The following is a 13,308-nucleotide window of genomic DNA, read 5'->3' as shown; positions in this document are numbered from 1 at the left end:
AGTGAAAAGCGCGTTGCCAGTTAAAAGAGGTCGCCGAATCTTCTGGTCAAAAGTAGCGAGGGTGTTTTGTAAAAAAACAACCCCGATTCTGCCTAAATCGCCTAGAAAAGCACTTTTATCGCTTTGGCACTACCGGCAATTACACCTAGCACACACGCAGCTTGGCGGCCTTTGGTGGTTTAAAAGTGCTGGGCAGGGTTTTAGGTGTAGAAAGAGTGAGGCTAAAAAACAACGCCCCTGGGCCTAAAAATTTAGCGTTTTCAGCCTTCTTTTTTTGTGACGGGTCCAAACCGGCCCGCCAGGCCAGTCTAGGCCGTTTCCAACTCGGGTTCCATATCGGCATTAGCCGTGTCGTCGAAGAGCACGTGCGTCCACGATTCGCTCTCGTCGTAGTCGGGCGCCTGGCGGCGGCGGTCTAGGGCGGCCAGTACTTTTTGGGCAAAAGCCCAGCTCGTAGCGGGGCGAAGCTCCAGCACCCGGGCCAGTTCGGCGGGGGCGTAGCGGCCCCGGTGGGCGTGCAGCAGGAACACCGCGTAGAGCGCCTTCACGATGGGAAACTTGCATTTCTGAAGCAGCGTGCCCGTGGTGGCCGACTCTACGTAGCGGCAGCGGGTGCAGCGGCGGGCGAAGGGCTCGCGGGCCTCGCAGCTCTTTTCGTGGCCGCACTTGCGGCAGCGGTAGCCGTGCTGCCACTTCAGGTCGGCGAGGTAGCGCAGGCAGGCATCCTTGTCGGGATACAGCTGGCTGAACTCGCCAAAATCGAACTCGCGGGCTTGCAGGCGCGCCTCCTTCTGGTCTTGCAAATCGCGGCTCAGGTCGCGGTTGAGCTGCTCAATGGCAGCCGATTGCAGGGCCAGCAGGCTGTTGGTTTCGAGCAGTTCGCGGTTTTGGGCCGCGATGGTATCGTTTTGCTGGCGCAGCTCGTCGGTGCGGCGGGCTACTAGGGCTTCCAGCTCGGTGTTGAGCTGGTCTTTGAGCGCCTGGTTTTCGCGCAGCTGCTCCACCAGCTGGTCCTGGGCCTGGTGGCGCTTGCGCAGCTGCTTAAGCAGGCGCCGCTGCGTGTGCAGCGTGGTGTCCATCAGGCTCTTAATCTTATCGGCCAGCGCGTAGCTGAGCACGGCCACCTCCACTACAAACGCCGCGTTGAGGCTGTACACGGTGTACACGTTGTTGTAAAACTCGATGCCCAGCTTGCGGCTGATGAGAAATGCCAGGCTGCCCGCCACCAGTGCCTGGGCCAGCAGCAGGTAGCGCGCTGCGCGCAGCCCACCCCGGTAAGCGCGCCAGGCCGCGTAATACAGCAGCCCGTAGGGCAGCAGATACAGCCAAAAGCTAAAGCCCGAGTGAATGAGCGCGGCATCGAGCACCAGCAGCGCGCCGCTCAGCGATACCACCCAGCGGATGAGGCGGTCGAGGTGGGGCAGGCGGGCGCCCGCATCGAGAAACGAGCGGGCGTACTGGGCAAAGGTGAGCAGCAGCAGCACCGGCGCCGCCACCGCAATGAAGTGGTTGACCGGCGCGCTGCCCGGCCACAGGTATTGAAACCCTAGCCCGTCTTCCGACAAAAACAGCAGCGCCCCGCTCAGCACGTAGAGCACGTAGTAGAGGTACGACTTTTCCTGTAAAAAGAAATACAGGAAAAGATTGTAAACCAGCATGATAAACAGGATGCCGTAGAAGCCGCCCAGCAGCCAGTATTGCAGGCTCATTTCGGGCAGCAGGCCGGGGCCGCTGTGCAGCATGGCCCGGAAGCTGTTGGGCGAGTCGGAGCGCAGGCGCAGGTAGTAGGTTACCGGCTGGCCGTGGCGCAAAGGCAGGTCGAACAGGAAGTTTTTGTAGGGCAGCGGGCGCGTGGCAAACGGGTAGCTAGCCCCCGTCAGCACGCTATCGTAGGCCAGGGCGCCGCCTGCGCCGGGGCCGCCGCGCGGCCGAAACAGCGTAGCCGCCCCAATGTGCGAGTCATACAGCTCCAGGTACCAGTCGCTGGCCGGGCCCGCGGCGGCTCTCACCGTAAAGCGCAGCCAGTAGGTGCTGCGCGGGTGCTGCATATTGGGCGGCCGCCGGGTGCCCACGAGCGTGGTAAAGCGCCGGGCCCAGGCCGGGCTGCTTATTTGACTTAAGCCCAGGCGGCCGCTCGGGTCTTCGAGCACGCTGTAAAACCGGTCGTCCAAAAACTGGGCGGGGTGGGTGGGGCTAGCCACCAGCGTGTCTTCGGGGGCGGCGGCAGCCGGGCGGGCCAGTGCCAGCAGCAAAACCAGACCCGCTAAGTGGGGCCAGCCGGCCAGGCCACGGCCCGGCAGGCTGCGGCTGGCCAGGCACGCCAGCCAGCGAAGAGAGGAGTGGAAAAGTAACAAGAGCGAAGTGCGTTTGGGTGGGAAAGGGACGCGCACGGGAGAAGGGTAGTAAAAGTAACAAAAAATGATGACCCGCCGACCGGCAAAAGCCGGCCCGCAGTCGGCACAATCGGCCCGGTGGTCGGGCGGGGGCGGGGTGGGGCGGGTGGGCGGCTACTTTTGGCGCGCTTACTTACTATTGCTATGGCCGTATTTTCTTTTCAACGCTTCCTTACCCCGCTCATCCACGTGCTGGCGTGGGGGCTGCTGGCCCTGGCGCTGCTGCTTTTTCAGCCCATGCAGGGGCGGGTGGTGCTGCCCACCGAATACTGGGTGAAGCAGGGCGCGCTACTGCTGCTGTGGATGAGCGCCTTCTACCTCACGGCGCGCCTGAGCGTGCCGCGCCTGCTGCTGCGCGGCCACAGCGGCTGGTTTGTGCTGGTGTTGGCTCTCACGGCGGCGGTGGTAATGCTGCTGAGCCGGGGCCTCGATAATGCCCTGAACCTGCCCGAGCTGCTGCACGCCGCCTTTCGGGCGGCGGGCGAGGGGTTTGGGCGGCGTGGCCCGGCGCGGCCCCGGGGCAATTATTTCGACCTGGTGGGCCTGCTCATTACGCTGCTGGTGCTGGGCATTGCCACGGCCATCACGGTGGTGCAGCACTGGCAGCAGGAAGCCCGCCTGCGCGAGCGCCTCGACCAGCAGCGCACCGAGGCCGAGCTGGCCATGCTCAAGGCCCAGATAAACCCGCACTTCTTCTTCAATACGCTCAATAACATCTACTCGCTCACGCTCATCGACGGCGAGCGGGCGCGGGCGGCCCTGCACCGCCTCTCGCGCATGATGCGCTACGTGCTCTACGACACGGCTTCGGGCCACGCCCGCCTCAGCCAGGAGGTGGCTTTTATTCAGGATTACATCACACTGATGCAGCTGCGCCTTACCGACCGCGTGCAGGTGGTATTCGACCACCCCGAGCCGGTGCGCGAGGTGCTTATTGCGCCCATGATGCTGCTGCCGTTTGTCGAGAATGCCTTCAAGCACGGGGTGGCCGCCACGGCCCCTAGCCGCATCTACATCGGCCTGAGCCAGCCTGCCGCCGACTTACTGTCGATAGTGGTGCGCAATACCTTGTTTCCCAGCAACGGCACCGACCTGGCCGGCTCCAACGGCATTGGCCTCGTAAATACCCGCCGCCGCCTCGATTTGCTGTATCCCGGCCACTACACGCTGCAAGTCAACGAGAAAACGCCCGATAATGAGTTTGAGGTCACCCTCAGCCTGCAAGTAACGGCCTGAACTGCCCCTGGCATCCTTATCCCATTCTGCCGCTGCCACGTAGGCTAGTCTTCTTCCTATTCAACACGCATCCTCTCTGCCCATGTCCGTTTCCTGCATCGCCGTCGATGATGAGCCGCTCGCGCTGGCGCTCCTCTGCACGTTTATCGAGCAAACGCCTTTTTTGAAGCTGGTGGGCCGCTACGGCAGTGGCGTGGAGGCCTTGCAGGGCCTGCACGAGCTTACCGAAAAGGTCGACGTGGCCTTTCTTGATATTCAGATGCAGGAGCTTACCGGCCTGGAGCTGGCCCGGGTGCTGGGCCAGCAGGCCGCGCCGCCGCGCATCATTTTCACCACTGCTTTTCCGCAGTATGCTCTCGATGGCTACAAGGTCGATGCCCTGGACTACCTCGTGAAGCCCTTCAACTACGAAGAGTTTTTGCGGGCCGCCCAAAAAGCCCGCGCCTACGCCGAGCTAGCCCACGCCAGCGCCGAAACGGCACCGGCCGCCGCGCCCACGCCCGAAGAAGAGCACATTTTTCTGAAAGTAGAATACCAGCTCGTGCGCGTGGCCCTGAGCGATATTCTGTACGTGGAGGGGTTGAAAGACTACGTGAAAGTGCACCTTAAGAGCACGCCCCGGGCCTTGCTTTCGCTCATGAGCCTGCGGGCGATGGAAGAGAAGCTGCCCGCCCGGCGCTTCCTGCGCATTCACCGCTCGTTTATCGTGGCGCTCGATAAAATTGAGGCCGTGCGCCGTCTCACCGTTCAGATTGGTACCGAAACCATTCCGGTGGGCGAGCAATACAAAGAAGCCTTCGCCCAGTTTTTGAGCCGCTGGACGTAAGCTACTAAACAGGTACTAGGCGTCAATCAGCGAGTAAAGAAAGCACTCATTGCTACCTATTGGCCGGGCACGCGCATTTCGGGCAAAGGGCGGCTGGGCTTGAGGCCGCGCAGCTCCTGGTATTTGTCAAGCTGGCTAGGGGTGAGCACGGCGCCGAGCTTGGTTTCAAAATCGGCTTCCTGCGCCTGGCGGCGGGCGTGCTCGGTTTCGTCGGGGCGGTGGGTGAGGCGCTGCTTGCGCAGGGCCTTGTTCTCGTCGATAAGCGTGTTGATGCGCGCCACCTGCGCCGGGCTCAGGTTGAGTTGCCGCAGCACGCCGGTGCGCTTGCCCGCGCGGCCCAGCACCACCACTTCGGGCAGGGCTTGCGCCCGCAGGTCGGTATAAAGGAGAGTGGCCGCCAGCAAGGCCAGCGCCAAAAAGTGAGTACGCATACTAAAAGCAGCTGCCAAGGTGGCTAGGGGTAGAAAACCTGGCCCGGCCGCAAAAGTACCGGCCAAGGCGCGCGGCAGCTTGCACCTAACACCAGCAGCGTAGCCCTGGTGCCCAGGCGCCGCTATTAGGTGCCCGATACCAATTTACACGGCCGCCCGCTGCATGAGGGGCGCATGAAGGTGCCCCTGCGCCAAAACCTCTGCCCCACAAACTGCGTCTTTGAGCCTAAGCTAGCCAGCCGGCTGCGGCCGGGCCGGCGGTTTTCCCCTTTCCCCCAATCTTTTTTCATGCCCCAAAATCCTCATCCCCGCCTGGCGGGGCAGTTTGCCCTCGTCACGGGGGCTAGCTCCGGCATCGGGGCGGCCGTGGCCGTGGCGCTGGCCGCTTATGGCGCCGGTGTTGTCGTCAACTACGGCCATGACCTCGACGGGGCCAATGCCACGGCCAAAGTCATTACCGATGCCGGCGGCACGGCCCTCGTCATAAAGGCCGACGTGAGCCAGGAAGACCAGGTGCAGGCCATGTTCAAGCAGGCCATCGAGAAATTTGGCACCCTGCACATTGTGGTGTCGAACGCCGGCATTCAGGTCGATTCGCCTTTTCTCGACATGACCCTGGCGCAGTGGCAGAAGGTGATTGACGTGAACCTGACCGGCCAGTTCTTGTGCGTGCGCGAAGCCGCCCGCGAGTTTGTGCGGCGCGGCCCGCAGCCCGAAGTAAGCAAGGCGCTCGGCAAAATTATCTGCATGAGCAGCGTGCACGAAGTCATTCCGTGGGCTGGCCACGTGAACTACGCCAGCAGCAAGGGTGGCATCATGCAGCTTATGAAAAGCACGGCCCAGGAGCTGGCGCCCCGCAAAATCCGGGTCAACAGCATTGCGCCCGGCGCCATTGCCACGCCCATCAACCTCTCGGCCCGCGACACGCCCGAGGAAGAAAAAGCGCTGTTGGAGCTGATTCCGTACAACCGCGTGGGCGACCCCGCCGACATTGGCGAGCTGGCCGCCTGGCTAGCCTCCGATGAGGCCGACTACATAACGGGCCAGACCATTTTTATGGATGGCGGCATGACTCTGTATCCCGGCTTCGCCGATGGGGGCTAGGAGAATGAGCTGAGAGTTGGGAATGAGGAATGAAGGATTGCTTCGCAGGTTTCTCAGCATCAATTCTTTATTCCTCCTTCCTGATTTCTTAGCACTAGCAAATGACTGCCGAACACCAGCGCCTCTTCGAAGCCGATACCGACCAGCAGCCGTGGCGTAAATTTGGCCCATACCTATCTGAGCGCCAGTGGGGTACGGTGCGCGAAGACTATTCGGCCGGCGGCGATGCCTGGAACTACACCACCCACGACCAAGCCCGCAGCCGTGCCTACCGCTGGGGCGAGGAAGGCCTAGCTGGCTTCTGCGACGACGGCCAGCGCCTGTGCCTGGGGCTAGCCCTCTGGAACGGCCAGGATGCCATCCTCAAAGAGCAGCTTTTTGGCTTGGGCGGCACCGAGGGCAACCACGGCGAGGATGTGAAGGAGATTTACTACTTCCTCGACAGCACCCCCACGCACTCGTACCAAAAGCTGCTTTATAAATACCCGCAGGCGGCTTTTCCTTACGAGAAGCTGGTGGCCGAAAACGCGAAGCGCGACCGCCGGCAGCCCGAATACGAGCTGCTCGACACGGGTATTTTCGACCAAAGCCGGTATTTCGACGTGTTTGTGGAGTATGCCAAGGCTGGCCCCGACGACCTGCTGGTGCGGTACACCATCGTGAACCGGGGGCCCGAAGAGGCGGCGCTGCACGTGCTGCCGCAGCTCTGGTTTCGCAATACCTGGGCCTGGGGCGAAGACGACTACCGCCCCAGCCTGGCGGCCCCGGCCGGCGGCCCCGTGCAGGTGAGCCACCGCGACCTGGGCGAGTTGGCTTGCTACGCCGAAGATGGCGCGCAGTGGCTGTTTTGCGACAACAATACCAATACCGAGCGGCTGTTTCATGCGCCCTCGCCCGAGCAGTTTTTCAAAGACGGCATAAACCAATACCTGGTTGAGGGCCAGCCCGATGCCGTGAATCCGGCCCTGGCCGGCACCAAGGCGGCGGCGCACCACCAGCTTACCCTGGCGGCCGGGGCCACCCGGCAGGTGCGCCTGCGGCTAGGCCCGGCGGGCCAGACCGCCCCTTTTGCCGATTTCGAGCAGCTGTTGCAGCAGCGCCAGGCTGAAACCGACGAGTTTTACGCCGAAATTCAGCGCGACCTCACCGATGCCGACGCCCGGCTGGTGCAGCGCCAGGCCTTTGCCGGGATGCTGTGGAGCAAGCAGTTTTACCACTACAACGTGGCCCGCTGGCTGGTGGGCGACCCCGCTCAGCCCGCCCCACCGCCCGAGCGCCTGCACGGCCGTAATGCCGATTGGAAAACCCTGGATAACACCGACATTATCTCGATGCCCGACACCTGGGAGTATCCATGGTACGCGGCCTGGGACCTGGCTTTTCACTGCATTCCGCTAGCCCAGATTGATTCGGCGTTTGCCAAAAACCAGCTGCGCTTGCTGTGCCTCGACTGGTACATGCACCCCAACGGCCAACTGCCCGCCTACGAGTGGCGCCTCGAAGATGTGAACCCGCCGGTGCACGCCTGGGCGGCCTTCCGGGTGTATAAAATGGACCAGAAGCGGCGCGGTGACGGCGGCGATGTGAACTTTCTGCAAACCGTGTTTCACCGCCTGCTGCTCAACTTCACGTGGTGGGTGAATCGCAAGGACCGCGATGGACGTAACATCTTCGAGGGCGGTTTTCTGGGGCTCGACAATATCGGGGTGTTCGACCGCTCGGCGCCGCTGCCCTACGGCGGCTACCTCGAGCAGGCCGACGGCACGGCCTGGGTGGCCATGTTTGCCCTCAACATGATGCGCATTGCGCTGGAGCTGAGCCGCACCAACCCCGTGTACCAGGACCTGGCGAGCAAGTTTTTCGAGCACTTTCTCTACATCGCCGAGGCCATGACCAACGTGGGCAGCACGGCGCTGAACCTCTGGGACGAGCAAGACGAGTTTTACTACGACGCCCTCAACACCCCCGATGGCGGCCACGAGCTGCTGAAAGTGCGCACTATGGTGGGCCTCATCCCGATGTTCGCGGTGGAGGTGCTCGATGAGGACCTGCTAGCCAGCGCCCCGCAGTTTTTGGCGCGCATGAACTGGCTGCTCACCAACCGGCCGCACTTGGCGGCGCTCGTAAGCCACTGGCAAGAGCCCGGCAAGGGTGCCCGCCGCCTGCTGAGCCTGTTGCGCGGCCACCGGCTCAAGCGACTGCTGTTCAGAATGTTGGATAGCAACGAGTTTTTGTCCGATTACGGCGTGCGCAGCCTGTCGCGGGTGTATAAGGACCATCCTTACGTGTTTCGCGAAACCGATATCACGGTGGCTTACCAGCCAGCCGAGTCGGAAACCCAGCTCTTCGGCGGCAACTCCAACTGGCGCGGCCCCATCTGGATGCCGGTTAATTTCCTGCTCATCGAGGCCTTGCAGCGCTTTCACCACTATTTCGGCGACGATTTTAAGGTGGAATACCCCACGCACTCAGGCCAGTTTGCGACCCTGCTCGAAGTAGCCGACGCCCTCACGGCACGCGTAACCATGCTGTTTTTGCGCGACCCGCAAACCGGCTTCCGCGCCAGCCTGGGCGCTAGCGAAATTATCCGGCACGACCCGCATTTCAAGGATTACCTCACGTTCAGCGAGTATTTCAACGGCGATACTGGCTACGGCCTGGGCGCCAGCCACCAAACCGGCTGGACGGGCCTCATCGCCAAGCTGTTGCAACCCCGCACCAACGGCTAGCATCCCGGCCCCGGCCCCGGCATACGCCTTCTATCACCGCTCACTATTCCGTAAAAAAATGCCCGTACCTGCTCCCTGGCTTGATGCCACCACGCCCATCCGCAACCAGATGGTGCACTGGCCCGATAACCTCGGCGTGACCGTGGGCCGCACCCTTAGCCAGGACCGCGGCGACGCCGCCAACGTAACCGAGCTGCACCTGAGTGCCCACACCGGCACCCACGTCGATGCGCCGCTGCACTTCAGCAGCGATGGCGGCGACAGTACCACCCTCGACCTGGGCCGCCTGCTAGGGCCCGCCACGGTGGTAGCCATCCACGACCCCAAAAGCATCAGCCTGGCCGAGGTGCAAGGCCTTGACATTAAGCCGGGTGCGCGGCTCTTATTTAAAACCCGCATCTCGGGCAGCGAGTGGAGCACCGAGCCCTTCAAGCCCGATTTTGTGGCGTTGGATAGCGATGCTGCCCGCTACCTGCGCGACCTGGGCGTGGTGTGCGTGGGTGTCGATTACCTCTCGGTAGGCAAGGCCGATGCCCACCACGCCCTGCTCGACGCGGGCATTTGCGTAATTGAGGGGCTATCCCTGCAGCACATTGAGCCCGGCGAATATGAGCTGCTGTGCCTGCCGCTCAGCATTGTGGGCAGCGACGGCGCCCCGGCGCGGGTGCTGCTGCGGCCTTTGTAAGCCGGTGGGCAGCCTAGTGGATTCCTAAGCGAAAAGTCTGATTACCATTATACAGGGCGCAGCGGCGCAGGAAAATGAAACAAGCAAACATCGTCGTCATGGGCGTATCGGGCAGCGGCAAAACCACGGTGGGCCAGCTACTGGCCCAGAAAATAGGCCGGCCGTTTTATGACGGCGACGACTTTCACCCGGCCGCCAATGTGGCCAAGATGGCCGCCGGCCACCCCCTCACCGACGAAGACCGCGCTGGCTGGCTAGCCACCCTGGCTGGCCACATGCAGGAGTGGGAAGCCGCCGGCGGCGCCGTGCTAGCCTGCTCAGCCCTCAAGGAGAGCTACCGCCAAACCTTGCAGGCCGGGGCCAGCCTGCCGCTGGATTGGGTGTTTCTCGATACCGACCCCGCCGTGCTGCGCGCCCGCCTCGAAGCGCGCCAGGGGCACTACATGAAGGCCAATATGCTGGATTCGCAGCTGGCAACTCTCGAAAAGCCCACCTACGGCCTGCGCCTCACCGACGATGCGCCGCCCGAAACCCTGGTGGCGCAAGCCGTGGCGCAGCTGCACCTGGCCTTGCCGCCCGCTCAGCCGCAGCCCTAGCCTGCGCTGCTTACCAAAAAGTGCGGCTCACGCCCAGCGTGAAGTAAAAAAAAGAAGCGTCGTAGCCACCCGTTGGCACGTGCAAAGGCAGCAGGTAGCTAGGGGTGGCCGCCACGCTAAAGCGCCCCGCCGCCAGCGTAACCGGCACCGACAGTGTGTAGCCCAGCGTGCTGAAAGCCGGCGTGGCCGGCTCGGTCACCACCGTGGTGGTGCCGCCGCGCTTTTTCGTCCGCACCCGCGAGGTGGTGGCGAGCGAGGCGGCGTAGAAGTGCTGGCTGCCCGCGCCCAGCTCCACGGTGGGCTCTATCGAGAGGGTATCGTGGGCTAGTACCGGCAGCTGAAAGCGGTGGCTCAGGTCCAGGGTCAGCACCACGTCGTGGGTGCTGCCCACAAAAACATCGGCGCTGAGGCTGGCGGTGGCGAAGCTGAAAAACTGCGTGACGCTGGCGCTGATATCGTTGCGCAGCGACGACTGCACCAGCGCGCTCTCACCGTACACGAAAAGGCGCGCGTACTGCACCGTCCAGTAAGTATCGGAGTTGCTCACCGCCTGCCAGCCCGCCATCAGCTCGCCGTAGTTGATGAACGGCTCGCTCAGCGTCTGATAGTTATACGAGTGGTTGAGGTACAGCGAGCCGATGAAGCCCCGGGGAGCCTGGTAGGTGAGGGTGGTGCCGAAATAGCCCTTGTCCTCGGCGGGCGCGGGGGCCCGCTGCAAATAGGTAGTGCGCGTGGCGCTGGCCAGGCCAATAGTGAGGCGCGGCACCGGCGCCGCCGCAGTGGCTATGGTGTCGGTGGGGGCGGCGGGTGCCGCCAGCGCCGGGGCTAGCCCCAGCAAGGCAGTAAGCAAGAAGCAGTACGTAACGAGTTGGGGCATAAAGCGCGAGTAAGCGGCAGGGTAAGGCGAACAAAGATGGTGGCCCGACCTGAACAATTAGTGACGAGGGCCGCAAAGCTGAGGCAGCCGGCGCGCACGCGGCGGTTTCTTCAAAAAATACCGCCCTGTATTGGGCCGTGGGCCACCTGGGGCGGACCTTTGCGCAATACTCGTGCTTCGTTATGCTAAAAAAATACTGGCTGCTTTGCCTGCTGCTTTGCCTTAGCGGCGTGGCCCACGCGCAGGGCTCGGCCCCTGCTACGCCGCTGCTGCGCAGCCTCTCACTCACCTTCGACACGGTGCGCTACAGCCTGGGCGAGCAAATGCTGACCGTGGCCGGCGAGCCTCGCCTCTACTTTTATTACCACAACGACGACCAGGTAGCCGAGCTGCGCCTCGTGCCCGCCAGGCCCGGCCGCCGCCCGCCGCGCCTGCTGCCCTCGCCCGATTTTGTGCTGCAAGATTCGCTCATTGCCGGGCCTGGCGGCGAGTACCGGGGTATGCTGCACTTTCGCAACCTCACCGGGGCGCCGTTTGTGCGGCTGGCCTTTGCGCCGGCCACCGACTCGGCCGGCCAGCCGGCGCGGGCCCAGCAGATTGTGAGCCTGCTGCCCCTCACGCGCACTACTCTCGATGCTCGCCTGGCTAGCCCCGAACTGTTTATCGGGGAGGAGAAAGTGCTGGAAGTGAGCACCAACAACGTGGCCAACGTGCGCGTGCCCAACGAATGGACCAAAAATCAGGACATCGACTACAAGCTGACCCGGGAGAAGAATGGCCTCTTTCTGCACCTCGTGCCCAATACGCTAGGGGCCCACACGGTAATAGTGCGCGCCCTGGCCGAGCGCCCGCACCTCGACGGGGCCGGCCGCCTCACCTACCAGCTGCCGCCGCTGCGCCTCGACTTCTCGGTGCGGGCCAGCCGCCTGCGCTTTCTCACGGCCGAGCGCAAAGATGTGACCTACGACGACGCCGGCCGCAGCCAGGGCACCGAGTTTGTGCTCGATGATGGCCACAACTTCGAGCTGCACCACACTTACCGCGTGGAAGCCCAGCAGGAGCCCGGCGGCGCGCTCGTGGCCGAGCTTTACACCCGTAGCTACCTCTCCAACGACCGGGTGCTGTGCCAGCTGCGGGTGTACAACACCCACCGCCAGGCCGATGGCTACCTCTTCATCAAGGATGGCGACGTGGCCAAGTACATCACCAACTTCGACATCACGCCCCGGCCGCGCATTGCCACCCTGAGCGTGCTGCACCGCGGCGGCGACTGGGGCACCAACACCACCGTGAACCCCGGCGAAACCGTGGACGTACGCCTCGAAGGCGAGTCGCTGCTGAAGGGCCGCTACCACTTCGACGGCGCCAATATTGTGCCTTCCGACTCATCTACGCGCTCCGAGAAGGTGCTCATCTACCGCGTGCAGCTGCCGCTGAGCAGCGTGCGCAAGCGCATTACCATCTTCGACGGCAGTACGCCCACCGACTTTGGCCTGAGCGTGAAGGAGGCCCAGCGGCCCCACCCACTCAACTTTGTGCAGGTGAACTACGGCGATGGCGCGCACCCCATTACGCAGCTCAACGGCCCGATTCTCTACGACAAAACGATTCCCGACGTGGTGTTCAGCTTTAATGCCAACGCCATTGATGAAAGCGGCAACCTCTACGGCCGCCAGTACCTGACGATGGACGTGCGCACCGTCGACGACAAGGGCAACCTCATCGACCAGCGCACCGTGGACCAGCTCGTTATCTGCCCCGGCGAGGCCTCGCCGCGCTACGCCTACTACCAGGGCAACGACTGCCAGGTGGGCAATTTCAGCCTCAACAACCTGCTGGGCCGCAAAACCTACGACCTCGACGCGTGGTACCGCATCATCATCACCGTGCGCAACGATGCCCGGCAATACAGCAGCAAGGGCTACTCGCAGCAGATAGAGCTGGTGCTGCGGCGGCACGTCAACTTCGACATCAGCGTGAGCTTCCCGGCCGGCCTGCTCACCAAATACGCCGGCGAATCGACCTACAACAGCTTCGGCGGCATCAGCCTGGCCACGCTGGCGCAGCTCAGCTTCTACGCCCCCGACCGCATCAACCGGCTGCGGCCCTACCGCATCGGCGCCGGCTTCGTGGCGCTGAATGCCTTTAACCTCTCCAACAACACCGATGTGCAGCGCGACCTGGGCATTGTGGTACTAGGCTCGGTGGTGCCGGTGCGCACCGGCGCGCGGCTCACGTTTCCGCTGTACCTGGGCGGCGGCTACCTGCTCACCAAAGGCCAGCCGTTTTTGCTTTTTGGGCCGGGCATCGGCGTTACGCTGTAGAGGAAAGACTTGCTTACGCGGCTAAGCTCTACACTAAGAGCGTGTTTGGGAATTGTAAAAAACACGATTTTTGTCATGCTGAGCTTGTCGAAGCATGACCCGGAAAT

Annotated in this window: 10 protein-coding genes; 7 read left to right on the top strand and 3 right to left on the bottom strand. The window is 63.1% G+C overall.

The window, feature by feature from the left end; all coding sequences use genetic code 11:
* Positions 1-308 precede the first annotated feature (308 nt).
* Positions 309-2,354: a 7TM diverse intracellular signaling domain-containing protein gene (locus Q5H89_RS01455; RefSeq protein ID WP_305017509.1), complete on the bottom strand. Its 2,046-nt coding sequence runs from the start codon at positions 2,352-2,354 to the stop codon at positions 309-311.
* Positions 2,355-2,537: 183 nt separating this feature from the next.
* Here Q5H89_RS01455 and Q5H89_RS01450 point away from each other — a divergent pair, with 183 nt between their 5' ends.
* Both Q5H89_RS01450 and Q5H89_RS01445 read left to right on the top strand, forming a co-directional pair.
* Positions 2,538-3,629: a sensor histidine kinase gene (locus Q5H89_RS01450; RefSeq protein WP_305017508.1), complete on the top strand. Its 1,092-nt coding sequence runs from the start codon at positions 2,538-2,540 to the stop codon at positions 3,627-3,629.
* Positions 3,630-3,711: 82 nt separating this feature from the next.
* Positions 3,712-4,455, top strand: coding sequence for a LytR/AlgR family response regulator transcription factor (locus Q5H89_RS01445; RefSeq protein ID WP_305017507.1), 744 nt, complete (start codon positions 3,712-3,714; stop codon positions 4,453-4,455).
* A 56-nt stretch (positions 4,456-4,511) separates the two neighbouring features.
* On the opposite strand, the gene Q5H89_RS01440 is transcribed toward Q5H89_RS01445, so the two are convergent.
* The gene (locus Q5H89_RS01440) at positions 4,512-4,886 is read right to left on the bottom strand and encodes a hypothetical protein (protein WP_305017506.1); all 375 of its coding nucleotides are present in this window, start codon (positions 4,884-4,886) and stop codon (positions 4,512-4,514) included.
* Between the two features lie 288 nt (positions 4,887-5,174).
* Here Q5H89_RS01440 and Q5H89_RS01435 point away from each other — a divergent pair, with 288 nt between their 5' ends.
* The 4 genes from Q5H89_RS01435 (at position 5,175) to Q5H89_RS01420 (ending at position 10,000) form a co-directional block, all read left to right on the top strand.
* Positions 5,175-5,990, top strand: coding sequence for a glucose 1-dehydrogenase (locus tag Q5H89_RS01435; protein ID WP_305017505.1), 816 nt, complete (start codon positions 5,175-5,177; stop codon positions 5,988-5,990).
* A gap of 101 nt (positions 5,991-6,091) precedes the next feature.
* Positions 6,092-8,719 carry an MGH1-like glycoside hydrolase domain-containing protein gene (locus tag Q5H89_RS01430; RefSeq protein ID WP_305017504.1) on the top strand — a complete coding sequence of 876 codons (2,628 nt, stop codon included), beginning with the start codon at positions 6,092-6,094 and terminating at the stop codon, positions 8,717-8,719.
* Positions 8,720-8,777: 58 nt separating this feature from the next.
* Positions 8,778-9,404, top strand: a complete 627-nt coding sequence (locus tag Q5H89_RS01425) for a cyclase family protein (protein WP_305017503.1) — start codon at positions 8,778-8,780, stop codon at positions 9,402-9,404.
* Between the two features lie 74 nt (positions 9,405-9,478).
* Positions 9,479-10,000, top strand: a complete 522-nt coding sequence (locus Q5H89_RS01420) for a gluconokinase (RefSeq protein WP_305017502.1) — start codon at positions 9,479-9,481, stop codon at positions 9,998-10,000.
* A 10-nt stretch (positions 10,001-10,010) separates the two neighbouring features.
* On the opposite strand, the gene Q5H89_RS01415 is transcribed toward Q5H89_RS01420, so the two are convergent.
* A complete protein-coding gene (locus tag Q5H89_RS01415; RefSeq protein ID WP_305017501.1) occupies positions 10,011-10,877 on the bottom strand; it encodes a hypothetical protein in 867 nt (288 codons plus the stop codon).
* Positions 10,878-11,059: 182 nt separating this feature from the next.
* Between Q5H89_RS01415 and Q5H89_RS01410 the strand changes: the two genes are divergently transcribed.
* A complete protein-coding gene (locus tag Q5H89_RS01410) occupies positions 11,060-13,201 on the top strand; it encodes a hypothetical protein (protein ID WP_305017500.1) in 2,142 nt (713 codons plus the stop codon).
* Positions 13,202-13,308: the final 107 nt, after the last annotated feature.

It is taken from the genome of Hymenobacter cheonanensis (assembly GCF_030581075.1).
Taxonomy (GTDB): Bacteria; Bacteroidota; Bacteroidia; order Cytophagales; family Hymenobacteraceae; genus Hymenobacter.
This window is presented reverse-complemented; position numbering and strand designations above follow the sequence as displayed.

Coding starts and splice junctions, on each gene's coding strand:
- Q5H89_RS01435 (WP_305017505.1), top strand. CDS start 5,175: ATGCCCCAAAATCCTCATCCCCGCCTGGCGGGGCAGTTTGCCCTCGTC.
- Q5H89_RS01450 (WP_305017508.1), top strand. CDS start 2,538: ATGGCCGTATTTTCTTTTCAACGCTTCCTTACCCCGCTCATCCACGTG.
- Q5H89_RS01410 (WP_305017500.1), top strand. CDS start 11,060: ATGCTAAAAAAATACTGGCTGCTTTGCCTGCTGCTTTGCCTTAGCGGC.
- Q5H89_RS01415 (WP_305017501.1), bottom strand. CDS start 10,877: ATGCCCCAACTCGTTACGTACTGCTTCTTGCTTACTGCCTTGCTGGGG.
- Q5H89_RS01430 (WP_305017504.1), top strand. CDS start 6,092: ATGACTGCCGAACACCAGCGCCTCTTCGAAGCCGATACCGACCAGCAG.
- Q5H89_RS01420 (WP_305017502.1), top strand. CDS start 9,479: ATGAAACAAGCAAACATCGTCGTCATGGGCGTATCGGGCAGCGGCAAA.
- Q5H89_RS01425 (WP_305017503.1), top strand. CDS start 8,778: ATGCCCGTACCTGCTCCCTGGCTTGATGCCACCACGCCCATCCGCAAC.
- Q5H89_RS01445 (WP_305017507.1), top strand. CDS start 3,712: ATGTCCGTTTCCTGCATCGCCGTCGATGATGAGCCGCTCGCGCTGGCG.
- Q5H89_RS01440 (WP_305017506.1), bottom strand. CDS start 4,886: ATGCGTACTCACTTTTTGGCGCTGGCCTTGCTGGCGGCCACTCTCCTT.